Source organism: Afipia clevelandensis ATCC 49720 (assembly GCF_000336555.1).
GTDB lineage: Bacteria > Pseudomonadota > Alphaproteobacteria > Rhizobiales > Xanthobacteraceae > Afipia > Afipia clevelandensis.
In genome coordinates this window covers 2,836,814-2,859,981 of the sequence record NZ_KB375281.1, presented here as the reverse complement: position 1 = coordinate 2,859,981, position 23,168 = coordinate 2,836,814, and the positions used below count along the sequence as shown (strand labels likewise).

21 protein-coding genes are annotated in these 23,168 nt (G+C 63.0%); 9 read left to right on the top strand and 12 right to left on the bottom strand.

The window, feature by feature from the left end:
• The first annotated feature begins 27 nt into the window (after nt 1-27).
• Nucleotides 28-1,698 carry an FMN-binding glutamate synthase family protein gene (locus tag HMPREF9696_RS13670; protein WP_174309495.1) on the top strand — a complete coding sequence of 557 codons (1,671 nt, stop codon included), beginning with the start codon at nt 28-30 and terminating at the stop codon, nt 1,696-1,698.
• 4 nt (nt 1,699-1,702) lie between these two features.
• Here the strand turns inward: HMPREF9696_RS13670 and HMPREF9696_RS13665 are convergent, their stop codons facing one another.
• From HMPREF9696_RS13665 to HMPREF9696_RS13655, 3 genes are all read right to left on the bottom strand, one after another.
• Nucleotides 1,703-3,712 (bottom strand): carbohydrate porin, encoded by a 2,010-nt coding sequence (locus HMPREF9696_RS13665; RefSeq protein ID WP_002713619.1) that lies wholly within the window; start codon nt 3,710-3,712, stop codon nt 1,703-1,705.
• Nucleotides 3,713-4,036: 324 nt separating this feature from the next.
• Nucleotides 4,037-4,303, bottom strand: a complete 267-nt coding sequence (locus tag HMPREF9696_RS13660; protein ID WP_002713618.1) for a hypothetical protein — start codon at nt 4,301-4,303, stop codon at nt 4,037-4,039.
• A 138-nt stretch (nt 4,304-4,441) separates the two neighbouring features.
• Nucleotides 4,442-5,260: a creatininase family protein gene (locus tag HMPREF9696_RS13655; RefSeq protein WP_002713617.1), complete on the bottom strand. Its 819-nt coding sequence runs from the start codon at nt 5,258-5,260 to the stop codon at nt 4,442-4,444.
• An 81-nt stretch (nt 5,261-5,341) separates the two neighbouring features.
• Between HMPREF9696_RS13655 and HMPREF9696_RS13650 the strand changes: the two genes are divergently transcribed.
• Genes HMPREF9696_RS13650 through HMPREF9696_RS13630 form a run of 5 tightly spaced genes read left to right on the top strand, consistent with a single transcriptional unit; the run spans nt 5,342 to nt 9,711 of the window.
• A complete protein-coding gene (locus tag HMPREF9696_RS13650) occupies nt 5,342-6,370 on the top strand; it encodes an ABC transporter substrate-binding protein (protein WP_002713616.1) in 1,029 nt (342 codons plus the stop codon).
• Between the two features lie 18 nt (nt 6,371-6,388).
• Complete coding sequence (locus HMPREF9696_RS13645) at nt 6,389-7,204, top strand: ABC transporter ATP-binding protein (RefSeq protein WP_002713615.1); 816 nt, start codon at nt 6,389-6,391, stop codon at nt 7,202-7,204.
• Nucleotides 7,201-7,998: an ABC transporter permease gene (locus HMPREF9696_RS13640; RefSeq protein ID WP_002713614.1), complete on the top strand. Its 798-nt coding sequence runs from the start codon at nt 7,201-7,203 to the stop codon at nt 7,996-7,998. The genes HMPREF9696_RS13645 and HMPREF9696_RS13640 overlap by 4 nt, the downstream gene beginning before the upstream one ends.
• Nucleotides 7,998-8,981 carry a 2-hydroxyacid dehydrogenase gene (locus tag HMPREF9696_RS13635; protein WP_002713613.1) on the top strand — a complete coding sequence of 328 codons (984 nt, stop codon included), beginning with the start codon at nt 7,998-8,000 and terminating at the stop codon, nt 8,979-8,981. Before HMPREF9696_RS13640 ends, HMPREF9696_RS13635 begins: the two co-directional genes overlap by 1 nt.
• A gap of 1 nt (nt 8,982) precedes the next feature.
• Nucleotides 8,983-9,711, top strand: a complete 729-nt coding sequence (locus tag HMPREF9696_RS13630; RefSeq protein WP_002713612.1) for an AprI/Inh family metalloprotease inhibitor — start codon at nt 8,983-8,985, stop codon at nt 9,709-9,711.
• A 108-nt stretch (nt 9,712-9,819) separates the two neighbouring features.
• Here the strand turns inward: HMPREF9696_RS13630 and radC are convergent, their stop codons facing one another.
• The 3 genes from radC to sfsA form a co-directional block, all read right to left on the bottom strand.
• On the bottom strand, nt 9,820-10,542 hold the full coding sequence (radC, locus tag HMPREF9696_RS13625; RefSeq protein ID WP_002713611.1) for a RadC family protein: 723 nt from the start codon (nt 10,540-10,542) through the stop codon (nt 9,820-9,822).
• 138 nt (nt 10,543-10,680) lie between these two features.
• Entirely contained in the window at nt 10,681-11,511 is an 831-nt protein-coding gene (gene map, locus HMPREF9696_RS13620) for a type I methionyl aminopeptidase (RefSeq protein WP_002713610.1), read from the bottom strand.
• Between the two features lie 132 nt (nt 11,512-11,643).
• A complete protein-coding gene (gene sfsA, locus HMPREF9696_RS13615) occupies nt 11,644-12,372 on the bottom strand; it encodes a DNA/RNA nuclease SfsA (RefSeq protein ID WP_002713609.1) in 729 nt (242 codons plus the stop codon).
• 212 nt (nt 12,373-12,584) lie between these two features.
• On the opposite strand from sfsA, the gene HMPREF9696_RS13610 reads away from it, so the two are divergent.
• The gene (locus HMPREF9696_RS13610) at nt 12,585-14,381 is read left to right on the top strand and encodes a potassium/proton antiporter (RefSeq protein ID WP_002713608.1); all 1,797 of its coding nucleotides are present in this window, start codon (nt 12,585-12,587) and stop codon (nt 14,379-14,381) included.
• 1 nt (nt 14,382) lies between these two features.
• Here HMPREF9696_RS13610 and HMPREF9696_RS13605 read toward each other — a convergent pair whose 3' ends face one another.
• Both HMPREF9696_RS13605 and HMPREF9696_RS13600 read right to left on the bottom strand, forming a co-directional pair.
• Nucleotides 14,383-15,168, bottom strand: coding sequence for an ABC transporter ATP-binding protein (locus HMPREF9696_RS13605; RefSeq protein WP_002713607.1), 786 nt, complete (start codon nt 15,166-15,168; stop codon nt 14,383-14,385).
• A complete protein-coding gene (locus HMPREF9696_RS13600; protein WP_002713606.1) occupies nt 15,165-16,187 on the bottom strand; it encodes a FecCD family ABC transporter permease in 1,023 nt (340 codons plus the stop codon). Before HMPREF9696_RS13600 ends, HMPREF9696_RS13605 begins: the two co-directional genes overlap by 4 nt.
• A 70-nt stretch (nt 16,188-16,257) precedes the next feature.
• Here HMPREF9696_RS13600 and HMPREF9696_RS13595 point away from each other — a divergent pair, with 70 nt between their 5' ends.
• Nucleotides 16,258-17,127 (top strand): ABC transporter substrate-binding protein, encoded by an 870-nt coding sequence (locus HMPREF9696_RS13595; RefSeq protein ID WP_002713605.1) that lies wholly within the window; start codon nt 16,258-16,260, stop codon nt 17,125-17,127.
• Between the two features lie 9 nt (nt 17,128-17,136).
• Here the strand turns inward: HMPREF9696_RS13595 and modC are convergent, their stop codons facing one another.
• The 4 genes from modC to mepA all read right to left on the bottom strand — a co-directional run bounded on the left by modC (nt 17,137) and on the right by mepA (nt 20,494).
• A complete protein-coding gene (gene modC / locus HMPREF9696_RS13590) occupies nt 17,137-17,808 on the bottom strand; it encodes a molybdenum ABC transporter ATP-binding protein (RefSeq protein WP_040301452.1) in 672 nt (223 codons plus the stop codon).
• Between the two features lies 1 nt (nt 17,809).
• A complete protein-coding gene (gene modB / locus HMPREF9696_RS13585; protein WP_002713603.1) occupies nt 17,810-18,505 on the bottom strand; it encodes a molybdate ABC transporter permease subunit in 696 nt (231 codons plus the stop codon).
• 11 nt (nt 18,506-18,516) lie between these two features.
• On the bottom strand, nt 18,517-19,341 hold the full coding sequence (gene modA / locus HMPREF9696_RS13580; RefSeq protein ID WP_002713602.1) for a molybdate ABC transporter substrate-binding protein: 825 nt from the start codon (nt 19,339-19,341) through the stop codon (nt 18,517-18,519).
• A 220-nt stretch (nt 19,342-19,561) separates the two neighbouring features.
• Nucleotides 19,562-20,494, bottom strand: a complete 933-nt coding sequence (mepA, locus tag HMPREF9696_RS13575) for a penicillin-insensitive murein endopeptidase (RefSeq protein ID WP_002713601.1) — start codon at nt 20,492-20,494, stop codon at nt 19,562-19,564.
• 347 nt (nt 20,495-20,841) lie between these two features.
• Between mepA and HMPREF9696_RS13570 the strand changes: the two genes are divergently transcribed.
• Nucleotides 20,842-23,052, top strand: coding sequence for a putative bifunctional diguanylate cyclase/phosphodiesterase (locus HMPREF9696_RS13570; RefSeq protein WP_002713600.1), 2,211 nt, complete (start codon nt 20,842-20,844; stop codon nt 23,050-23,052).
• The last annotated feature ends 116 nt before the right edge of the window (nt 23,053-23,168 follow it).

Here is a 23,168-nt window from a genome sequence, read left to right as displayed (position 1 = left end):
GATATCCGGGCCGCCAGCGAGGTTTTCATGCAGGTTCTCGAACTGATGTTCTCGCCGCGTTTCATCGTCCTGACGCTGTGCATCGCCGTCACGGCGCTTCTGGTGTGTGGCGCGATCTACGATCCGGAAGACATCGTGCTGTTCGCGATTCCGATCGCGATTTTCGGCTCGCTCTCGGTGCTCGGCATTCACGACCTGCTCCAGAAGAGCCATGCGGTCCTGCGAAACTATCCGATCTCGGCGCATATTCGCTTTCTGCTGGAGGAAATCCGGCCCGAGATGCGGCAATATTTCTTCGAGAGCGAGAAGGACGGCAAGCCGTTCAGCCGCGATACCCGCGCGGTGGTCTATCAGCGCGCCAAGATGGTGCTCGACAAGCGTCCTTTCGGCACGCAGGAAGACGTCTATGCCGAGGGCTATGAATGGATGAATCATTCTGTTGCGCCCAAGCCTCCGGCCGATGAGCACTTTCGCGTCACGGTCGGCGGACCGGATTGCAGCAAGCCGTATTCAGCCTCGGTTTTCAACATTTCCGCAATGAGCTTTGGCGCGCTCAGTCCAAATGCGGTGCGCGCATTGAACGCCGGCGCGAAAAAGGGAAACTTCGCCCATGACACGGGTGAGGGCGGCGTCAGCCCGTATCACCGCGAGAACGGCGGCGACCTGATCTGGGAGATCGGGTCAGGATATTTCGGCTGCCGCAATCCCGACGGCACGTTCAATCCCGATCTGTTCGCGAAGATCGCGAGCGACGATCAGATCAAGATGATCGAACTCAAGGTCAGCCAGGGTGCTAAGCCCGGCCATGGCGGCGTGCTGCCCGCTGCGAAAGTCTCCGAGGAGATTTCGCGCATTCGCGGCGTGCCCATGGGCGAAGACTGTATTTCACCGGCCTATCATCGCGCATTTGCGACGCCGCTCGAGATGATGCAGTTCATCGGCGATATGAGGCGGCTGTCCGGCGGCAAGCCGGTCGGCTTCAAGCTCTGCATCGGCCATCGCTGGGAGTTCCTCGCCATCTGCAAGGCAATGGTGAAGACCGGCATCTACCCCGATTTTATTGTGGTCGATGGCAATGAAGGCGGCACGGGCGCCGCGCCGGCGGAGTTCATGGATCATATCGGCATGCCGATGCGCGAGGGTATCAACTTCGTCCACAACGCGCTGATCGGCATCAACGCACGCGACCGGATTCGCATCGGCGCAGCCGGCAAGATCGCCACCGGATTCGATGTCGCGCGCGCCATGGCGCTCGGCGCGGACTGGTGCAATTCGGCCCGCGGCTTCATGTTCGCGCTCGGCTGCATCCAATCCCTGAGCTGCCATACCGACCGCTGCCCGACCGGCGTGACCACACAGGATCCGACGCGCAACCGCGCGCTGGTGGTCCCGGACAAGACCACGCGCGTCTACAACTATCATCGCGCGACACTCCATGCGCTCGCGGAACTGATCGCCGCGTCCGGTCTCAGTCATCCGCAGGAGATCCAGCCGATTCACTTCTCGCGGCGCATCTCGGCTACGGACGTGCTGTCCTTCGCGCGGCTCTATCCCGAACTCCGCCCCGGCGAACTTTTGGACGGCCACCTCGACAGTCCTCGCTTTCATGCGTGGGCTTTTGCGCAGGCTGAATCGTTTGCGCCGCTTCCGGCTGCGCAGCCGTCCCCGGCAGTGGTTGCTGCCGCCGCCGCGCAGTGAGACGCTAGAATTCCCCGTGCAAGCGGCCTGAGAAAATCGAGACCGGTCCACGGTCCGCGTTGTAAGCGGGATTTGTGATCAACTGGTAGTCCGCCGTGAAGGTGAACATCTTGTCGAGCGCCAGCGCATAATACGTCTCGAAGATGCGCTCATTGCTGTAGTTCAGCCGGCCGTCGCCGATCAGCAGGCCCTTGCCGCCGGCGGCGAGAAAGTCGCGATGCGCACCGGACAGGCCGTTGACGGCGCCGCCCAGTGCGAACGTATCGGCGGGACGTCGCCAATAACTGCCCTTGATTGAAATGCCCCCGGAGACGCTGCGGTCGACATCGGTGAACGAAAGAATTTCGCTCTGGCCGTCGTTCCAGCTTGCGCGTGCAAAGATGCCGATGTCGGTGGCGACCTGCTGCTCGCCGTTGACGTAGAAGCCGTACTTCAGGCGCTCGCGCCGCTCGCCGAGGACGATGTCATTGATGTCGAGGCCGGGATTGACCGCGCCGATGCCGAGCACATCGCGATAGCTGGCGGTGTTGCCTTTGTTGGCGAACACGCCGACGCGCAGCTTGCCGGGTTGGCTGAAAACGGTGTGACGTTCCTCGAATTCCACCACCGCGCCGCCGGACTTGAAGGTCAGCACGTCGTTGTTGGGTTGTGACGGCACCTGGAACAGGCCGGCGCGGATCGCCCAGTCCTTGCGGTTGAGTTCGACCACCGCGCCGCGCGTGAAGCCCGGCAAATCGGCGGGGAAATCATAGGCGGCTGACGCCCACATTGCCCAGTTCATGAAATCGGCGCGCGGGTCCTTCGCATAGGAATTGCCGTCGAAATAATCGCCCACGGCAAACCGTCCGACGGTGACGGTGATGCGGTCGATGTCACGTTTTCCCGGGAGTTGGTTCGGTCCGTCGGCGACGTCTTCCTGCTCGCCGCCAAGGCCGAAAGTCTGACGGAAGAAGTAGCGCTGCGCACGAAACTTCGGATATTCCGCGCCACCCTTCTGCGCCTCGCCGTTGGAGAAGCCCGCAAGGCCAAGCGTGCTGCCGATGCCGAAACCCTGCGCGAGTTCGGGATTGAAGTAGAATTCACCGCCTTCCCACAGCCGCCAGCCGAGAAAAGCGCCGACAGTCCAGGTCTCTCGCGCGCGGCCTGCGCCGGGCAGGCTGTTCGGTCCCTGATAGGGCGCGCGGAACGAGGGATAGCCCTGCGTGATCAGCGTGGTCTGTGCGTGGACATTCCAGTCGGCCGATTCCGGCAGCGCCAGCGGCCTGATCGCAGCGCCGCTCGTCCATGGCGGCGCATCCCAGAGCCGGTAGTTGAGGCCGACCTTGAGGGTGTGAATCTTCGGATCGACCGCGACGTCGGGCAATGGGACATCGCCGAGGCCATATGTCCGCGCGCCGAGATCGAGGTAGTTGTATTCGACCTTTCCGCTCCAGTTGCCGCCAAGCGCAACTTCGAGGCCTGTCCCCGCGACCCAGCCGAGGTGCATGCGCGACTTGTTGCCGACAATCTCGCCGGCCGGATCGTTAAGATCGATGCGCGTGCGTCCCCACGCGACGCCGCCGGTCACATAAGGCAGCCACGTCCCGAAGGCGTAACCGATGCGGGCCCGCGCCGTGCCGAAATAATCGAACGTGGAGTTGAATGGCGCGGGCTCGAGTTTTGGCCGATCGAGCGGACTGGTGAACGAGATGTCGGCCTCGACGCCCAGCACCCAGCGGTTCGGGAGCTGAAGATTGTATCCGGCCTGAGTGCCGCCGATCAGCCCGGTGATGCTGTGCGGCAGGAAGACGCCCTGCTGTGGCAGCGGATTGGTGTCCGGCCCGAAGCTGCCGCCGCCATAGCCAACATGCCCCCCGACATAAAAGCCGCTCCAGTCAAAAGCGAACGCCGCCTGGGGGGCCTTGCGCGGCATGATCGCGTCCGAAGCGCGCGCGACATCGGCCGCCGCCGCTCCCAGCGCCAGTCCTGCGACCGCGCCTGTCAAAAGGGATATCGGGCGTTTGCTCAGGGTCATGAAATATCCGGCGTGCAGAGGCGCACCTGCGTGTCGAGAAACCAGAAAACTTCACGCTTCCTGACATTTGGATGTATTTGCGGCTCGTTCTCAAGGCCTTGTTCGGCTTATGAGCAGCCAATGCGAGGCGGCTGAATCGCCCGCGACCCATGACACCGTTATGTGACAGTTGGACGACAGCCGGCTGTGGCTTACGGACGCTTGTGCAAGACTGCAAGACAAACAGCGCACAACGAAATGACCCGCCCGGGGGGACAACCGGGCGGGTCCTTGAATCGGTGCGGCGTGGATGAGGCGCCGCGCCGAACTCAACTTTGAATGCGATCAGTAGCAGCTACGGACGCGGCCGATGTAATTGCCGTAGGCGTCGTACTGGCGAACCCAGCCGCAGCGGCGATAGCCGTAATCGTCTGCATAGGCGCTGCTGGCGGCGGCGGCGAACAGGGCGCCGGCGGCGAGACCGACACCGATGCCGACGCCGTGATGATGATGAAACTTGCCGGCATGAGCCTGCTGGGTCGAGGCGGCGATGCCACCGGTCATGGTCAGGGCGGCAACAGCGAAAGCGGCAATCTTGGTCTTGATCGACATGAGACTCTCCATCCTTGATTTGGGGCGGGCCGTGTGGACCGCATGCCAATTGGTGGTGGGCTCATGGAATTCGGTTCGAAGATTCTTTGCGGAATCTTTAAATCTAAAAATTTATTGCAATATCAATATGTTATACATCTAACTCATTATTTCCGGCCGGTTTGCCAGCCGGCTGAGGTCGAATTGACGGACATCATCGAGCAGTTCAACGAAGGCGCGCGCGCCGTGATCCAGCAGCGTGTCGCCTTTCTGTGCGCTGGCGAGCGTGGCATCGCCGACCACGCCGAGCGGATTGAGATCCTGCGCCGCCCAAGCAAACGGCGCGGGACGTCCGGCAGAAAGCCAGCGAAATTCTGTCGTCATCTGCTTTTCGGCGGATTCGAAATTCGCGATCCGGTTCTCTTTCACCTGATCGGGGAACGCCGCGAGCATGATCGAGGTCTCGACTGCGCCGCCGTGAATTCCGAAACGCAGTTCGTCCGCAGAGAACATGCCTTTGGGCGCACCGAAGCGGCTCCAGCTTGTGGAGACCGCGAGCATGTCATGCTTCGCGCGCAGATCCTGCGCAATCAGCGCCATCGCGGCGCTGTTGCCGCCGTGGCTGCTGACCATGATGATCTTGCGGATGCCTGTCTGCGCCACGGCATCGCACAGCGCCATCCATTTGTTCAGCGCGGCGTCCGTCGCCAGCGTCTGCGTGCCGGGCCAGGCGATGTGCTCTGTGGAGATTCCGACCGGCTCGATGGGCAGAAATGTGACCGGCAGATTTTCCGGCAGAATGGATCGCACGCGCGCGAGATAGGCCTGCGCGATCAGCACATCGGTTTCAAGCGGCAGATGGGGTCCATGCTGTTCGGTGGCCGCCAGCGGCAGCACGGCGATCCAGCGGGAGGCTTCAGCCTCGCCGATCGCGGCGGAGCGAAACGCGGTCCAGTCGCGCAGGGTATTCGGGGTCATCGCAGACGGGTTTCTTTGAATCGATTAGCGGGGTAGTTTTGCCAAGCCCATCATGGGCAAAACGCTCAACGGAGTCCAATCATGCCACCCAGCCGGTTGCTGTGCGCATTCGCCATTGCTCTGGCTTTGGTCGTGGGTGGCCCGGCTCGCGCCGAGACGCCCGCGCCCGGTGTCCTCGACAAGGTGTCGTTCGGCACCAACTGGGTCGCGCAGGCCGAGCACGGCGGATTCTATCAGGCAGTGGCGGATGGCACCTATGCGCGTTACGGCCTCGACGTCAAAATCGTTCCGGGCGGCCCCAACGTCAACAACCGCATTCAGTTGATCGCAGGCAAGCTCGACTTCTTCATGAGCGCGAACTCGCTGCAGTCTTTTGACGCCGTGGCCAACAATGTACCGGTGATCGCGGTGGCTGCGATCTTTCAGAAGGACCCGCAGGTTTTCCTCGCGCATCCCTCCTCGAAGGTTACCAAGCTGGAAGACCTCAAGCCGCTGACCCTGTTCGTGTCCAAGGAGGGGATGCCGACCTATTTTCAGTGGCTGAAATCCGAATACGGATTCAGCGAGGACAAGGTGAAGCCATATACCTCCAACGCGCAGCCGTTCCTCGCGGACAAGAACAGTGCCATGCAGGGCTATGTCACGTCCGAACCCTTCGCAGTGGAGAAGCAGGCGAAGTTCACGCCCACTGTCATTCTGCTCGCGGATTATGGTTTCAACGCTTACTCGACCCTGATCGAAACGCGGATCGCATTCGCGGAAAAGAAACCCGATCTGGTGCAGCGCTTCGTCGATGCCTCGATCATCGGCTGGTACAATTACATCTATGGCGACAACGCTGCCGGCAATGCGCTGATCAAGAAGGCCAACCCGGAGATGACCGACGATCTGCTCGCCTATTCGGTGGACAAGATGAAACAATACGGCATTGTCGATTCAGGCGACACCTTGAAGGATGGAATCGGCGCGATGAGCGACGAGCGCATGGCGGCGTTCTTTGGCAAGATGGTGCGTGCGGGTGTGACCCGGCGCGATGTCGATTATCGCAAGGCCTATACCCTGCGGTTCGTCAACAAGGCGGTGGGTCTCGACCTGCGGCCGAAAAACTGACGCAGCGGATTGCCCGGCATGTCTGTTCTCGAGGCTGATGGTGCGCAAGGCGGACCGCCGGGTGGATTGGCGGTATCGCTCCGCGATGTCACCAAGGTTTACGACAACGGCGTTGTTGCGCTCGGCCCTCTCAATCTGACGATCCGGACCGGCGAGTTTGTCTCACTGCTCGGGCCCTCCGGCTGCGGCAAGTCCACCGCCTTGCGGATCATCGCGGGCCTCAGCGATCCCACGGCAGGCCATGTCGATGTGAGGGGACGCGGCGCGCATGATGGCGCGCATCACAACATCGGCTTTGTGTTTCAGGAGCCGACCCTGATGCCGTGGACGACAGTGCGCGGCAATGTGCAGCTTCCGCTGGATCTCGCGCATGTCCCGAGCGCTGCCGCGCGCGCGCGCGTCGATCAGGCGCTGGCGCAGGTCGGGTTATCTGAATTCGCGGACGTCTATCCGCGCGAACTGTCAGGCGGCATGAAGATGCGCGTGTCGCTGGCGCGGGCGCTGGTCACCGATCCGGAAATTCTCCTGATGGATGAGCCGTTCGCCGCGCTCGACGAGATCACCCGCTTCAAATTGAACAATGATCTGCTGACGCTGTGGCGCAGGCTGCGCAAGACCGTGGTGTTCGTCACCCATTCGGTCTTCGAGTCGGTTTATCTGTCCCAGCGCGTTCTCATCATGTCATCGCGGCCGGGCCGTATCACGCGGGATGTTCGCATTCACGCGGATGAGCCGCGCGGCGAGGACTTCAGGACGTCGCCGGAATATGCAGCGCATTGCCGCGAGGTGTCCACAGCGCTTGCAGAGGCCAGCAAGGCGGGGGCTGCGGCATGACGCAACGCCATGCGCCGGGCAGCTTCATCAGGATCGCGCTGCCGCTGCTCGCGCTCGCCGCCGGCGTTGCCGTGTGGGAAGCCGTCGTCCGCATGAACAATACTCCCGCCTATGTGCTGCCGGCACCGAGTTTGGTGTTTGCCACGCTGATTCAGGACTGGTCCCTGTTGTCGGGCTCACTGCTGACGACGCTGCTGACCACGGTGCATGGCTTCATCGCGGCTGCCGTCGGCGGCATTGCGCTCGCCATCCTGTTCAGCCGCTCGAAATGGCTGGAATACGCCTTGCTGCCTTACGCCGTCATCCTGCAGGTGACACCGGTGATCGCCATCGCGCCGCTGCTGCTGATCTATCTGCCGCAGCATGTCGCGGTGGTGACCTGCGCCTGGATCGTGGCGTTCTTCCCCGTTCTATCCAACACGGCGCTCGGTCTCAGTTTGGTGGATCGCAACCTGCTCGGGCTGTTCCAGCTCTACGGCGCATCCGGCACGCAGACCCTTTGCCGCCTGAAACTGCCTTCGGCGCTGCCGCATATTCTCGGCGGCCTGCGGATCGCCGGAGGCCTGTCGCTGATCGGCGCGGTGGTCGCCGAAATCGCCGCCGGATCGGCGGGGGCAGGCTCCGGACTGGCGTACCGCATCGCCGAGGCGGGTTACCGGCTCAACATTCCGCGCATGTTCGCGGCGCTGTTGTTGCTCTCATTTGCCGGAATTGTCATCTATGGAGGCCTCTCGCTGGCCTCATATCTTGTGCTACGACGCTGGCACGAAAGTGCGCTTGGAAAGGACAACTAATGGCTGCGAACGGGTCTGAGGAACAGGTCGATGTGCTGATTTACGGCCCGTCAAAGCCGGTGGTCGACAATGGTTTTCCCGAGAATTTCGTCCTCCACAAATTCGAAAACCAGCGTGACCTCGGCCGTATCTCGCCTGACGTGGCGGCGCGCATTCGCGGCATCGCCGTGACCGGCCTTGTGCAGGCCGATGGTGCGATGCTGGCGAAGTTTCCGAAGACCGAAATCGTCTCCAGCTTCGGCGTCGGCTACGATCATGTCGATTTCAGATATGCCGCCGGGCATAACATTATTGTCACCAACACGCCGGATGTGCTGACCGAGGAAGTTGCGGACACGGCGCTTGGCCTTCTGATCGCGACCTTGCGAGAGTTCATCGAGGCTGATCGTTATCTGCGTGCAGGCCACTGGAGCACCAAGGCCTTTCCGCTCAGCCGCGGTTCGTTGCGCGACCGCAAGGTCGGCATGGTCGGCATGGGACGCATCGGGCAGGCGATCGCGCGACGTCTCGAAGCGTCGCTGGTGCCGGTGGTCTATCACTCGCGCAATCCGGCGAAAGGTGTCAGCTACAAGCACTATCCGAACCTGATCGAGATGGCGAAGGACGTCGATACGCTGATCGCGATCACGCCGGGCGGTCCCTCGACCGCGAAGATGATCAATGCCGAGGTGCTGAAGGCCCTCGGTCCGCGCGGGGTTTTCATCAATGTCGCGCGCGGATCGGTGGCCGATGAAGAGGCGCTGATTGCCGCGCTCAAGGACGGCACCATCATGGCCGCCGGCCTCGATGTGTTTGCGAACGAGCCGGAAGTGCCCGATGCGCTGAAAGCGATGAAGAACGTGGTGCTGCTGCCGCATATCGCCTCCGCCTCGATCACCACGCGCAACGCCATGGATCAGCTTGTGGTGGACAATCTCAAGCTCTGGTTCGATGGCAAGGCGCCGCTGACGCCGGTTGCAGAAACGCCGTTGAAGGGACGCTGACATGGCACGCGCCGCGGCGGCCGGACTCGGGAGATCGTTGCCGGTCGGGTGGATATGTCTGCTCGCCTTCGCGACGATGGCGATGAGCAGCCGGAACGCCGCGGCGCAGGACGCCCGCTCGCTGACCAGCGAGATGGTGGGGCAATGGGAGTTGTCGACAGCGGGGCGAGACAAGACCTGCGTCGTCACGCTCAAGAACGAAGCGTCCCCGCAAGGGTTGAAACTTGAGCTTGAAAAGGGATGCGGCGACACGCTTCCTTTCGCCAAGGCGATAGCGGCATGGAGCGTGAAGGGTCTCGATCTTGTGCGCCTGCAGGATGCACGGGGAGAATCCGTGATCGACTTCACCGAAGTCGAGAGCGGCATCTTTGAAGGCCGCCGGGAGGGCGAAGGGATTTATCTCCTGCAGAATCTTGCAGCCGCCCGCGCGCTGTCGAAATCGACCGACCAGTTGATCGGCGACTGGGCAATGGTGCGCGGCAGCGGCAAGTCCATCTGCGGCCTGACGCTGACCAATACCGAAGCGGCGCCGGATAACTTCGCGGTCTTTCTCAAGCCGAAGTGCGATCCGCTTGTAACGGTGTTCGCGCCGAAGCTGTGGCGGATCGAGCGCGGTGAACTGCTGCTGCAGTCGTCCAGCGGCGAGATTTGGCGCTTCGAGGCCGACGACAATGCGCAGTGGCGTCGCATTCCTGACAGCGCCGATCCGCTGCTGTTGACGCGACAATAGGTTCCGTCATTGCAAGGAGCGCAAGCGACGAAGCAATCCATTCTTTTGTAGTCACGATGGATTGCTTCGCTTCGCTCGCAATGACGGCTCAGTGAGTTTATTCGCGGCTCACATCAGCCGCAGCCCCTTTAGACTGGCATGGCCGTTCTTGCCGACGATGATGTGATCATGCACGGAAATGCCGAGCGGACCTGCGATGGCCATGATGGATTTCGTCATCTGGACATCGGCGGTGGAGGGCGTGGGATCGCCGGACGGATGATTGTGGACCAGAATGATCGCGGTCGCCGATAGTTCGAGCGCGCGCTTCACCACCTCGCGCGGATAGACCGGTGTGTGATCGACCGTGCCGACCTGCTGCAATTCGTCCGCGATCAACTGGTTGCGCTTGTCGAGAAACAGAATCCGGAATTGCTCCTTGTCGGCGAATGCCATCGCCGCGCGACAGTATTCGATCACGGACGACCATGACGAGAGCAGGGTCTTTTGGGTGTTGATCTGCCCTTTCGCGACCCGGCTCGCGGTGGCGGCGATCAGCTTGATTTCGGTGATGGCGGCATCACCCAATCCGGTGACCTCCTTGAGGCGCAGTTCCGGCGCGTGGACCACTTCAGCAAACGATCCGAATTTCGCGATCAGCGCCTTGGCCAGCGGTTTGACATCGCGCCTCGGCAGCGCGCGAAACAGCACCATCTCGAGCAATTCGTAATCGCTGAGTGCATCGGGGCCGGCATCGCGGAAGCGGTCACGCAGCCGTTCACGGTGACCATGATAGTGGGGTGCTTCGGAAAAGCCGGCGGGATCGGGCGGGTCTTTGGGCGTCGTCGGCATGGCGCAATGCGTGCTCTGATGTCGAGCAAGCATCGCCGTGCATCGCTGCATTTGCAACAGGGTTTATCCGCCCGCACAGGTGAAAGATTTCACATGCGCGGTTGCAAGTCTGCAAGCGAGCGATTGCAAGTTTGCAGATTATCCGGCGGTCCGATACGGCGGCTTGTCCAGCTTGCCCGGCGAGAGCGTGAAAATCTCCACGCCGTCCGCCGTCACGCCGACCGAATGCTCGAACTGCGCCGACAGCGAGCGGTCGCGCGTCACCGCGGTCCAACCGTCGGAGAGCACCTTCACGTGCGGCTTGCCGAGATTGATCATCGGCTCGATGGTGAAGAACATGCCGGGCTTCAGTTCAACGCCTTCGCCGGGGCGCCCGATGTGGATGATGTTCGGCTCGTCATGAAACATGCGGCCAAGGCCGTGGCCGCAGAAATCGCGCACCACGCTCATCTGCTGCGGCTCGACAAAACTCTGGATCGCATGGCCGATATCGCCGGTGGTCGCGCCGGGTTTGACGGCGGCAATGCCGCGCATCATCGCCTCATAAGTGACGTCGATCAGTCGCTCGGCGCGGCGGGAAATTTCGCCGACCGCGTACATACGGCTGGAGTCGCCATACCAGCCGTCGACGATCATCGTCACGTCCACATTGACGATGTCACCTTCCTTGAGCGGACGATCGCCGGGCATGCCATGGCAGACCACATGATTGATCGAGGTGCAGGTCGAATAGCGATAGCCGCGATACATCAGGGTGGCGGGATAGGCTTTGTGATCGAACGCGAACTTGCGGACGAAGTCGTCGATCTGCGAGGTGAAAATACCGGGGCGCACAATGGCTGCCAGTTCATCGAGGCACTTGGCGACCAGCGACCCCGCCTTGCGCATGCCGGCAAAGGCCTGCGGACCGTGCAGCTTGATCTGCCCGGTTTTGCGGAGCGATGTGTCTGTGGCTTCGACGTAGGTCATGCGGTCTCTGGTTTCAAATCGGATGATGGAGTGAATTTCAGCTCAATTTAATGAATGCGGGCCGCAGTGCAAGCGCCGGTCTCGCGGGGCTGGCAAGCTGAATTAGAGCCTGTTTGAGAGGTTTTTCGCATTTCAGTCCTCAATGGGAACAGAACGGTCGAGCCTGATCTCGTCGCAGGTGAGGCGGCAGGTCCAGGCCAGCGCCTCAACGCCGGATTTGCGGGCTTTGTCGAAGGCTCGCGCATAGGCCGGGTCGATATCGCGGGCGAGAGCGAAGGACTGCGCCGAGCCGATCTGAATCACGAACACCATCACGGCGCGGGCACCGGAAGCGGCCATCCCGGCCAGTTCATCCAGATGCTTCGCGCCGCGCGCCGTTACCGAATCCGGGAACTCGGCGATGCCGGCACGGCGCATGAGATGGACGTTCTTGACCTCGACATAGCAGGGCGGCCGCGCGGGATCTTCCAGCAGGAAGTCGATCCGCGACCCTTTGCCGTTGATGACGCGGCCATACTTCACCTCGCGGCGAATGGTCGCGTAGCCCGTCAATTCGGGAATCGTTCCGGCGGCGAGAGCCTCGGCGACGATCGGATTCGGATGCAGGGTATTGACGCCGGTCAATTCAGCGCCGCTGCCGAAGTCCGCCTCGATCAATTCCCACGAGTAAGGCAGCTTGCGCGCAAGGCTCGGCGACCTGGAGAGCCACACCCGTGCGCCTTCGGCCTGAAGGCCGGTCATGGCGCCGGGATTGGCGACATGCGCGGTGATCACGCTGCCGTCGGCAAGCTGGACGTCCGCGAGAAAGCGCTTGTAGCGGCGGATCAGGGTCGCGGGAACGAGCTTGCTTCCAAAGCGCATGCAATGTCTGGTCTCTTGGCCAATGCCGGATCGGCGGTTGGGGGCCATCCTTGATTGACAGCCGGTGTATCAGAATCCGGCACGCGGGACTTACACCGGCAAATCGGGCGCAATCGTGATTGCGCGACAAATGGGTTGGCGTCGGGCCGCTGCGACGATATTCATGCAAATGCAAGCAATTCGGATCGCGCGGACGGAGACAGGCAGCACTAATGGCATCCCTCGACTCGGTCAGCATTGCCATTCTGCTCGGCTCGGTTCTGGTCATGGCGGGCATCCTGTCCAGCCTGCTCGCGCTGCGGTTCGGCGCCCCGTTGCTGCTGGTCTTCCTTTTTGTCGGCATTCTCGCCGGTGAAAGCGGGCCGGGCGGCCTTCGCTTCGACGATGTGCAGACGACCTATCTGGTCGGCTCGGTGGCGCTGGCGCTGATCCTGTTCGACGGCGGGTTGAAGACCCGCTTCCAGAGCATTCGCGCGGTGCTGGCGCCGTCGGCGGCCTTGGCCACCGTTGGTGTGCTGTTGTCCGCGCTGATCACGGCGCCGGTCGCCAAATATGCCCTCGATATCGGCTGGACCGAGGCGCTGCTGGTGGGCGCGGTGGTGGCGTCTACTGACGCCGCGGCCGTGTTCCTGCTGGTGCATAGCCAGGGCCTGCGCCTGCGTCCGCGCGTCGGCGCGACGCTCGAGGTTGAATCCGGCACCAACGATCCGTTCGCGATCTTTCTGACCCTGATGCTGGTGGAATTCCTGTCCATCGGGCAAAGCTCCGTCGGCCATATCGTGGTTCAGCTTGTCCGGGAGAGTGCGCTCGGCGTGATGTTCGGGGCCGTCGGCGGCTGGCTGGTGGTATTCGCGCTCAACCGGGTTGCGCTTCCGCAAGGCCTGCACGCGCCGTTCGTGACCACGGCGGCGCTGGTGATCTTCGGAATCTCCCAGATATCGCATGGCTCGGGATTCCTCGCGGTCTATCTCGCCGGCATGATTATCGGCAATCGTCCGACCCGCGCGCATAATTCAGTCGTCGCTTTTCTCGATGCCGCGACATGGCTGGCGCAGATCGTGATGTTCGTGCTGCTCGGCCTTTTGGTCTCGCCGGAACGAACCTTGAGCACGCTGTTGCCTGCCGTCGCGGTGGCGCTGGTGCTGATGCTGGTGGCGCGGCCCGTCGCGGTGTTTCTCTGTCTTGCGCCGTTCCGGTTCAATTGGCGTGAAAAGAGCTTCATTGCCTGGGTCGGCCTGCGCGGCGCGGTCGCGATTTTCCTTGCCTCGATTCCGATGCTGGTCGGGCTTCCGAACGCGCAGATCTATTTCGACGTCGCCTTTGTCGTCGTTCTGATTTCGCTGCTGCTGCAGGGCTGGACACTGGCCTCCGCTGCGCGCTGGCTGCATGTGGCGCTGCCCCGCGCGGATCGCGGCCCGCGGCGTGTCGAACTCGATCTGCCGGGACAGCTCGAGCAACAGCTTGTCGGCTATCCGGTGCGCGCCAACAGCCTGTTCCTCAAGCGCGGGCTGATCCCGTCCTGGTCGAAGCCGACGCTGGTGATCCGCGATGAGAAGATTCTCTCTCCCGCGGAGGCCGATCCGGTGGTGAAGGGCGACTATCTCTATCTGCTGGCGCCGCCGGAAAAGGCCGAGGCACTCGACCGCTTCTTTGTCGATATGCCGGTGGTGCCGGCGCCGGACCCGCATTTGCTCGGCGACTTCATGATGGCTGGCGATGTCACGCTCAAGGATGTGGCCGATACATACGGCGTCACCGTCGCGCCCAGCGACGCGCATCTGACGCTAGCGGATTACTTCGACATTCATCTCGATCACGCCCCGCGCGTCGGTGCGGAACTGCCGCTCGACAGCATCGTGCTGGTGGCGCGCAACATCGGCGGCAATCGCGTCAATGTGGTCGGCCTTCGCCTGCCGGAAGATGAGGAGCCGCCTGCGCCGCCGCAAACCCGTGCTGCGGCCGCAAGGCGCAGGGTGGCGCGCGCCTGGAGCCGATTGCAGTCTCCGTGACCTAAAGCGCGCGGGACGGTAGCAGCAGCGGACCGTCCGGTGTGTCGACCCGGTTGACCGAAATGCCGAAAACGTCAGCGATGCGTTCCGGTGTCAGCGCGAGAACCGGCGCGTCGTTGGCGACAATGCGGCCCTCATTCATCACCACCACACGATCCGCAAACCGCATCGCCAGTGCAAGGTCGTGAATAATGGCCAGCACCGCCGCGCCCTGATGCGCAATCTTTTGCAGCAGGTCCATGACGATCAACTGATGCCGCTCGTCGAGCGAAGCCGTCGGCTCGTCGGCAATCAGCACCGAGGCTTCGGTTGCCAGCGCTCGGGCGATGGCGACACGCGCCTGCTCGCCGCCGGACAGCGTAGTGACAAGCCGCGCGGCAAAGCCGCCGACGGCGGTGGCCTCCATCGCGCGCTCGATGGCGATGCGGTCCTGTGCGGACGTCTGCGAGAACGGATCGGCATGAGGCTCTCGCCCGAGCGCCACGATGCTGTCCACGCGCATCGGCCAGTGAAACTCGTGGCCTTGCGGCAGATAGGAGATGGCGCGGGCGCGGGCGCGAGGTGCCAGCGTGAGCAGGTTCATGCCGTCAAAGGCGATTGAGCCGTGAGCCGAAATCAGTCCGGCCATGGCGCGGGCCAGGGTGGTTTTGCCCGCGCCGTTCGGTCCGGCGAGAATGGTCAGCTCGCCGGCGTTCAACGTAAGATCGGCGCTGTCCACGATCCGGCGTGATCCGCGAACGACGGTTATATCGGTGGCGACGAGGCGCGGTGCATCGTTCGGTTTCATTGGGGGCTGTCCTCCAAAGCGCGGCGCTCATGGAAGATCATCGCCAGGAAGAACGGCACGCCGATCAGCGCGGTCACCACGCCGATCTTGATCTCGATCACGGCAGGGATCAGCCGCACGGCGATATCGGCGGCCATCAGCAGCGCGGCTCCGGCGAGCGATGCAGGCAGCAGGACGCGCGCGGGATCGGAGCCGTAGAACCGCCGCACCAGATGCGGCGCGACCAGACCGACGAAGGAGATTGCGCCCGCGACGGACACTGCCGCGCCCACACCAAGCGCGACGCCGATCACCACCAGCACCCGCGTCCGCTCCACATTGACGCCGAGCGACGCTGCGGCGTCCTCGCCGAGCGTCAGCGCGCGAAAGGCCTTTGCATTGCAGGCCATCACGACCCAGCTCACGATCATGAAGGGGGCTGCGAGCCAGACATGCTCCATGCTGCGGTCACGCAGCGAGCCGAGCAGCCAGAAGGCAATCTCCAACGCAATGTAGGGGTTCGGCGCGAGATTGAGGATCAGCGCGATGGCCGCGCCCGCGAGGCTTGCGAGGGCGAGACCCGCTAGCAGCGTCACCGTCAGCGATGCGCGGCGGCCCGCGATGGCGACCAGCGCGCCAACTGAGAGCAGCGCGCCCGCGATCCCGCCCAGCGGCACGGCGAGCGACAGGGCATTGGCAAACCCGAAAGCCATGATGGCGGAGGCCGCGGCTGCGGCTGCCTGCGGCGCGCCGAACAGCGATGGTTCCGCCAAAGGATTGCGCAGCAGGCCCTGAAGCGATGCGCCAGCCAGTCCGAAGGTGGCGCCGATCAGCAGCGCCAGGATGGTGCGCGGCAGGCGGATATCGCGCACGATGATTGACGCGACACCCTGATCGGAGAACAGCGCTGCAACGACTGTGCGCGGCGAAAAGTCGGCAGGTCCCGTCATCAGCGACAGCACGAACAGCACCGCGACCAGCACCACAAGTGTCACGGTCAGCAGGGTGCCTTGAAAATTGTTGCGGTTATCGCTGGTCATTCGGGTCCGGCCTGTCGGCGCAGCCACAAGCCGCTGACGCCAAACGATTGGCGTGGCATAACAGGCTGTCATGATGAAGAAAACCACCTTTGCGGGCCTGTTCGCGGCCATCGTTGCCGCGCTGGGCGTCGCGGCGCAGCCCGCGCGTGCGGACGGGCCGCCAAAACGTATCGTCTCCTTCAATCTGTGTGCCGACCAGTTGCTGCTGGCGCTGGCGGATCCCGGCCAGATCGCGGGGCTATCGCCTTATGCTGTCAATCCGCTGCTGTCTGTGACGACAGACAAGGCTGCGCCGTTTCCGCGTCTCGACTGGGACGCCGAGTCGGTTGTGAACCTAGCGCCGGATCTCGTGCTTGGCGGGCCGAGCCATCGTCCGATCCATGCGATGTTGAGTGCGATGGGCATTCGCGTGGTCGACGTTGCCCTGATCCGCAATCTCGCCGATGCGCGGCGGCAGGCCATAGAAATCGGAAAGCTGATCGGTCATCCCGCGCGCGGCGAGGCGCTGGCGCGGCAGATCGATCAGGCGGAAATGCGTCTCGCGGCGGTCGCGATGAAGCCGCCGCTGACCGCGCTGGTGATCCAGCGCGAAGGTTATCGCGAAGGTCCTGCCAGCCTTGCCTCGGCAATGCTGTCGATCGCAGGACTGCGTCCGCCGGATCGCGCCGCATCGGGCGCGGGCGGCTTCATGGCGGCGGAGCAGGGCGGCTTCGTTTCGCTCGAACATCTGCTCACCAGCGGACCCGACGTCCTGGTGTTGCAGGATCCGCCACGCCAGGCGCGCGATCAGGGCGCGCTGTTCATCACCCATCCGGCGCTGCTGGCGCGCTATGGTCCGAACCGGCGGATCGATCTTCCCGAGCGTTATACCCTGTGCGGCGGCCCGCCGCTGATCGAAGGGCTGGATTATCTTGCGAAGGCAATCACGGCGCTGAAATAGACGACTGGCTCAAACCGGCGCCGGCAGCACGTCGACACCGCCGAATGCGACCACCTTGCCGCGCTTGAGCATCACCACATTCGTCGCCAGCCGCCGCATCTCGGCGGGATCGTGGCTGACAAAAACCATGGGAACGCTGGCTTTATCCCGCAGCCGGATGAGGTAGGGCAGGATCTCCGCCTTGCGTTCTTCATCCAGCGATCCCAGCGGCTCGTCCAGCAACAGCAGGCGCGGCTTTGCCAGCAGCGCGCGGCCGAGCGCGACACGCTGACGCTCGCCGCCTGACAACTGTGCCGGACGGCGATCCAGCAGATGTCCGATGTCGAGAAGACCGATCGTGTGATTTTCCGCCGCGGTGTCCTGTGCCAGCCCGTTCATGCGGCGGCCGTAATCGAGATTTTGCCGGACGCTGAGGTGAGGAAACAGCCGGGCGTCCTGAAACACGTAACCGATCCGCCGCCTGTGCGGCGGGACATGGACACCGGATGCGCTGTCGTCGAGTACTTCGTTGTCGAGTGCGATGTGGCCGCGATCCGGCGCTGTCAGCCCGGCGATCATGTTGATGATCGAGGTCTTGCCCGCGCCGGAATTGCCGAACAGGCCTGTCACCAGTCCGTCGCTGGTGAAGCAGGCTTCGATCCGGAAAGAGCCAAGCTGCTTTTCGATGGCAACGGACAGCATCTTAGTACCCATGCAGCCGGCGCGTGGCGCGCCGTGCCAGAATTTCCGACGCGATCAGCGCCGCCATGGCAATTCCGATGGAGACGATCACAAGACGCAGCGCGGCGGCGTCGCCATCGGGAGTTTGCGTGAGCGAATAGATCGCTGCCGAAATGGTCTGGGTTTCGCCGGGAATGTTGGAGACGAATGTGATGGTGGCGCCAAATTCGCCGATCGCCTTGGCAAAGCCCAGCACCATGCCGGCGAGAATGCCGGGCAGCGCGAGCGGCAATGTCACAGTGAGAAACACGCGCCATGGCGCCGCGCCAAGTGTGCTGGCGGCCTGTTCGAGCCTGCGGTCCACGGCTTCGATGGACAACCGGATCGGCCGCACCAGCAGCGGAAACGACATCACGCCGCAGGCCAGCGCCGCGCCGGTCCAACGGAACGCAAAGACAATGCCGAGGTGATCTGCGAGCCATTCGCCGATCAGTCCTTTGCGCCCGAATGTCAGCAGCAAGAGATAACCGGTGACGACCGGCGGCAACACCAGCGGCAGATAGATCAGGGCATCGATCGCGGCCTTGCCCCAGAAATCATAACGCGCGAGCAGCCACGCCACGGCGATGCCGAGCGGCGTGGCCACCAGCGTGGCGATGGAAGCGACCCGCACCGAAAGCAGGATCGCCGTCCATTCCTCAGGTGAAATAGCGGACACGTTGTTTGCGATTACGCCGTCGGTTTGATCAGGAAGGTGAAGCCGTATTTCTCGAAGATGGTCTTGGCGGCCGCCGAGCGCAGGAATGCGAGATAGCCGGCCGTATCGGGTTTCGCAGCAGTCGTCGCCGCAACCGGATAGATGATTGCCGGATGCGAATCCGCCGGGAACGCGCCGATGACCTTCACGCCGGGATCGACCTTGGCGTCGGTTTCATAGACGATGCCGAGCGCCGCCTCGCCGCGCGACACCAGTGCCAGCGCGGCGCGCACGCTTTCCGCCATGGCGAACTTCGGCTCCGCCGCCTGCCACGATCCGAGTTTCTCCAGCGCAGCCTTGGCGTATTTGCCCACCGGAACGGCCTTCACGTCGCCGGTGGCGATCCTGCCGTCGCCCGCGAGTTTGGCAAGATCGAAGCCTTGCCCGATCCTGACATCGGTGAGTTTGGAATCCTTCGGCGCGATCAGCACGATCTTGTTGCCGAGCAGATTCACGCGGCTGGGTTCGTTGATGGTTTTCTTCTTCGCAGAATAGTCCATCCAGTCGATGTCGGCGGAAATAAAGGCGTCGGCCGGTGCGCCCTGCTCGAGCTGCTTGGCGAGCGCCGAACTCGCGGCGTAGCTCGCCGTGACCTTCATCCCGGCTTTCGCGGCGAAGGCGGCATTGGCTTCATCCAGCGCATTCTTCATGGACGCCGCGGCGAAAACGGTGATGGTTTTGTCCTGAGCCGCCGCGGATGGCGCGGCGGAAGGCTTGGCATCCTGCGCATGCGCCATCGCGAACAGCGGGGCGCAGACAAGCGCGGTCATAACGAGAAAGCGGGACATCAAGGTCATTGGGCGCTCCATGGCAGGTCTGCGCGCCAACGCACGCCTGACCCGGCTTTGATCATGTCATCTGACGACAAGCGGAAGCGCCGTTCCGGCAACTCCGGCAGCGCCCAGCGGGCCGGAGCATCGTTCGCGGACGACCATATCAGGCGTGGCTGCGGGGTAAAGTCCCGGATCGCTACCTTGCTACGGCTATGGCCCCGAATTCGGATTGCCAGGCCATGCCTCAAGGCGCCTGCAGCACCTGCCGGCATTCGGCGGGCAGGTTTGCCATGGTCAAGGGCGGCTTCGGCTTCGGTGGCTTCGTCGGCGGCTTGGGGTGCAGCACGCGGTCGCTGAACCAGTAGGCGAGATCGCCCGCGCTGCAGCCTTCGCTGTCACCCGGCGGCGGCTGGGATTCGCAATTGGTGCTGCCGGGCGGACATTTCATGCGGATGTGAAAATGATAATCGTGCCCGTACATCGGGCGCACCTTTGACAGCCAGCTCCGGTCGCCCTTCGCTTCCCGGCACAGCGCCTTCTTGATCGCGGCATTGACAAAGATGCGCTCCACCTGCGGCTCCTGCGCCGCGGCGCGGATCACCGTGAGATGCGTCGGCGTCCAGGTGTTGGGATCAATGTCGAGACGATCTTTCCGCACCATCATCACGGCGGATGTTTCCTCGCGCTCTTCCCGCGAGAACTGCCGGTTCGGCATCGGCGTCAGCCAGATGTCGGCATCGAGACCGACCTGATGGCTGGCATGGCCGGTCAGCATCGGACCGCCGCGCGGCTGCGACATGTCGCCGACCAGAATGCCGGGCCAGCCTGCGTTCTTCTTGGCCTTGGCAGCGACCCGCTCCACCAGCGCGATGAGGTCGGGATGCCCCCAATAGCGGTTGCGCGACAGCCGCATCACCTGCCAGGCCGGTCCGTTGATGGGCAAAGCCACTGCGCCCGCGATGCATCCGTGTGCGTAAAAACCGATCGGACTCGGTTTCATCGCCGCCGGCTGCAGCTTGCGGCCGAACAGTTCCTTCGCGGGTGTGTGCGGATCGTTCGGATTGGCGAGCGGCGGAAGCGGCTTCGGATTGACGCTCCCTTTGTCCTGCGCGGAGGCTGCAACCGTCATTGCCATGACGAGCGGAAGGAGAGCGAATATCAGTCGGTGCCGCGTCATGATGCCTCTCGCGAGAGAGCCGCATCGTTGACGCGGCAGGCGATTCTTTACCTCATGTTAGCCATGTCCGAGGGTGACGCAAATTAATGCGTGCTGCCGTCTAACGGTGCATGGATACACCCGCTGGCTCGCGAGACCTCGAAGTTTATTCCGCGAGCCGGAAGAAAGCGGGAAAATCCGGTGGCGCGGCCTGCACGCGCGTCGGACGATAGCCTCGCAATTGAGCAAATCCGTTATCCCTGCGTGCAGCATGTCCGTTCATCGGATTGCGGCAAGGCCCAGAGATACCAATTTTTCAGACACTTATAGGAAGACTGCTGCCCGCAGAATGCGAGGGATGCGGGGCGATGCCGATCAATCGGCCAAAATCAAAAACCAGGACCGGAAAATCAGTTCATGCGCGGGGAAGGCTGCCGGTCCGGCGGCCAAAGCCTGTTCCGAAACTGATCGGCAAGGGCCGCAAGACATCCGACATCAGCGAAATCGTTCGTACGCGCGCCGAGGCTGAAGCTGCGATCGCCGACGCTGCGCGCTCCAACGCGCGGCTGCGCGAGGCCATCGACATCCTGCCTCAAGGCATCGTGTTTCTCGATTCCGACGGCCGTTACATCCTTTGGAACAAGAAATACGCCGAGATCTACAACAAGAGCGCCGATCTGTTCGAGGAAGGCGCGATGCTGCGCGACACGCTCAAGGTCGGCGTCGCGCGCGGGGATTATCCGGACGCGGTCGGCCGCGAGGATGAATGGATCGCCGAGCGGCTGGAGAAGCTCTATCATCCGGGCCACCGCCACGAGCAGACCCTGTCCGACGGTCGCTGCATCCTGATCGAGGAACGCCTTACCGGCGACGGCGGCGTGATCGGACTGCGTGTCGATATCACCGAGCTGAAACAGCGCGAAGCGTCGTTCCGCCTGCTGTTCGACGGCAACCCCGTGCCGATGATCCTGTGCAGCCAGGACACCGAGCGGATCATCAGCGTCAACGACGCGGCGATTGCCCATTACGGCTATTCCCGCGAGGACTTCGAGAAGCTGAAGGTCTCGGACATCCAGGCTTTCGATCAGGCCGCGCCATGGACCGGCGAGCAGACCACCGAGGAGCGCGCGGCGCGGACCTGGAAGCACGTCAAGGCTGACGGTGCGCTGATCGACGTTGCGATCTATTCGCGTCTTCTGGTGTTCGAGGGTCAGCCGGCCATGCTGCTGGCGCTGATGGACATCACCGAACGCAAGCGCGCCGAGGCGCGGCTCGCCTTCATGGCGCAGCATGACGGCCTGACCGGACTGCCGAACCGCATCCTGCTGCGGCAACGGCTCGATGAGCTGCTGGCTCATACCCGCCGCAGCGGCGACAAGGTCGCGGTGCTGTTTCTCGATCTCGACAATTTCAAGGGCATCAATGACACGCTGGGCCATGCGGTCGGCGACAAGCTGCTGAAGGGCGTGACCAAGCGGCTGCGCTCGTCGCTGCGCGAGGAGGACGCCATCGCGCGTCTCGGCTCCGACGAATTCGCCATCGTGCAGGCTGGCGTAAATCGTCCCGAAGACGTGGCGTTCCTGGCGCGGCGCCTGATTGACGCCATCAGCGAACCCTATCTGTTCGACGGTCACACCATCATCAGCGGCGCCTGCATCGGCATCGCGATTGCGCCGGGTGATGGCGACGACGCGGAGAAGTTGCTCAAGAACGCCGACATGGCGCTGTCGCGCGCCAAGAGCGACGGCCACGGCACGTTCAGCTTCTTTGAATCGGAAATGGACGCGCGCGCGCAGACGCGCCGGCGCATCGAACTCGATCTGCGCGGCGCCATCGAAGGCAATATCCTGCAGCCTTACTATCAGCCGCTGGTCGATCTCAAGACCGGCCGCATCACCGGATTCGAGGCGCTGGTGCGCTGGCCGGATCAGGAGCGCGGCATGATTCCGCCCTCGGAATTCATCCCGGTCGCTGAGGAAACCGGCCTGATCAACGCCATCGGCGGCCTGATGCTGCGCCGCGCCTGCATGGATGCCGCGCAGTGGCCCGATGATGTGCGCGTCGCGGTCAACCTGTCGCCGCTGCAATTCCGTGTCGGCAATCTCCTGTCGGTCGTGATGGATGCGTTGAAGACCTCAGGCCTGTCGCCGAAGCGGCTTGAACTCGAAATCACCGAAACCGTGCTGCTCGACAAGAGCGATCAGGTGCTCGCTACGCTGCATGCGCTGCGCGCGCTCGGCGTGCGGATTTCGATGGACGATTTCGGCACCGGCTATTCGTCACTGAGCTATCTGCGCAGCTTCCCGTTCGACAAGATCAAGATCGACCGGTCATTCGTGCAGGATCTCGATTCCAATCACGACGGGCAGGCAATCATGCGCTCGATCATCTCGCTCGGCATGAGTCTCGGCGTCACCATCACCGCCGAAGGCGTTGAGACCGAGGCCGAACTGAGTTGCCTTCGCGCCGAAGGCTGCCACGAGGGGCAAGGCTTCCTGTTCAGCCGCGCGCGGCCGAACGAGGAGATCGTCGCGCTGCTGCAGGCCCAGCGCGAAGCCGTGCAGGCGCGCGTGGCCTAAAACCGTTCGCCACAGCATCTTCAGAAACGAAAAAACCCCGGCGCGAAGCCGGGGTTTTCCTTTGCGGCGATAACGCCGAAATCACTTCTTCTTCGACTTCTTCTTTTTCTTGGCCG

Bases quoted from the DNA above. Each gene is read 5' to 3' on its own strand.
- HMPREF9696_RS13670 (WP_174309495.1), top strand. From the start codon at position 28: ATGCAGGTTCTCGAACTGATGTTCTCGCCGCGTTTCATCGTCCTGACG.
- HMPREF9696_RS13665 (WP_002713619.1), bottom strand. From the start codon at position 3,712: ATGACCCTGAGCAAACGCCCGATATCCCTTTTGACAGGCGCGGTCGCA.
- HMPREF9696_RS13660 (WP_002713618.1), bottom strand. From the start codon at position 4,303: ATGTCGATCAAGACCAAGATTGCCGCTTTCGCTGTTGCCGCCCTGACC.
- HMPREF9696_RS13655 (WP_002713617.1), bottom strand. From the start codon at position 5,260: ATGACCCCGAATACCCTGCGCGACTGGACCGCGTTTCGCTCCGCCGCG.
- HMPREF9696_RS13650 (WP_002713616.1), top strand. From the start codon at position 5,342: ATGCCACCCAGCCGGTTGCTGTGCGCATTCGCCATTGCTCTGGCTTTG.
- HMPREF9696_RS13645 (WP_002713615.1), top strand. From the start codon at position 6,389: ATGTCTGTTCTCGAGGCTGATGGTGCGCAAGGCGGACCGCCGGGTGGA.
- HMPREF9696_RS13640 (WP_002713614.1), top strand. From the start codon at position 7,201: ATGACGCAACGCCATGCGCCGGGCAGCTTCATCAGGATCGCGCTGCCG.
- HMPREF9696_RS13635 (WP_002713613.1), top strand. From the start codon at position 7,998: ATGGCTGCGAACGGGTCTGAGGAACAGGTCGATGTGCTGATTTACGGC.
- HMPREF9696_RS13630 (WP_002713612.1), top strand. From the start codon at position 8,983: ATGGCACGCGCCGCGGCGGCCGGACTCGGGAGATCGTTGCCGGTCGGG.
- radC (WP_002713611.1), bottom strand. From the start codon at position 10,542: ATGCCGACGACGCCCAAAGACCCGCCCGATCCCGCCGGCTTTTCCGAA.
- map (WP_002713610.1), bottom strand. From the start codon at position 11,511: ATGACCTACGTCGAAGCCACAGACACATCGCTCCGCAAAACCGGGCAG.
- sfsA (WP_002713609.1), bottom strand. From the start codon at position 12,372: ATGCGCTTTGGAAGCAAGCTCGTTCCCGCGACCCTGATCCGCCGCTAC.
- HMPREF9696_RS13610 (WP_002713608.1), top strand. From the start codon at position 12,585: ATGGCATCCCTCGACTCGGTCAGCATTGCCATTCTGCTCGGCTCGGTT.
- HMPREF9696_RS13605 (WP_002713607.1), bottom strand. From the start codon at position 15,168: ATGAAACCGAACGATGCACCGCGCCTCGTCGCCACCGATATAACCGTC.
- HMPREF9696_RS13600 (WP_002713606.1), bottom strand. From the start codon at position 16,187: ATGACCAGCGATAACCGCAACAATTTTCAAGGCACCCTGCTGACCGTG.
- HMPREF9696_RS13595 (WP_002713605.1), top strand. From the start codon at position 16,258: ATGATGAAGAAAACCACCTTTGCGGGCCTGTTCGCGGCCATCGTTGCC.
- modC (WP_040301452.1), bottom strand. From the start codon at position 17,808: ATGCTGTCCGTTGCCATCGAAAAGCAGCTTGGCTCTTTCCGGATCGAA.
- modA (WP_002713602.1), bottom strand. From the start codon at position 19,341: ATGACCTTGATGTCCCGCTTTCTCGTTATGACCGCGCTTGTCTGCGCC.
- mepA (WP_002713601.1), bottom strand. From the start codon at position 20,494: ATGACGCGGCACCGACTGATATTCGCTCTCCTTCCGCTCGTCATGGCA.
- HMPREF9696_RS13570 (WP_002713600.1), top strand. From the start codon at position 20,842: ATGCCGATCAATCGGCCAAAATCAAAAACCAGGACCGGAAAATCAGTT.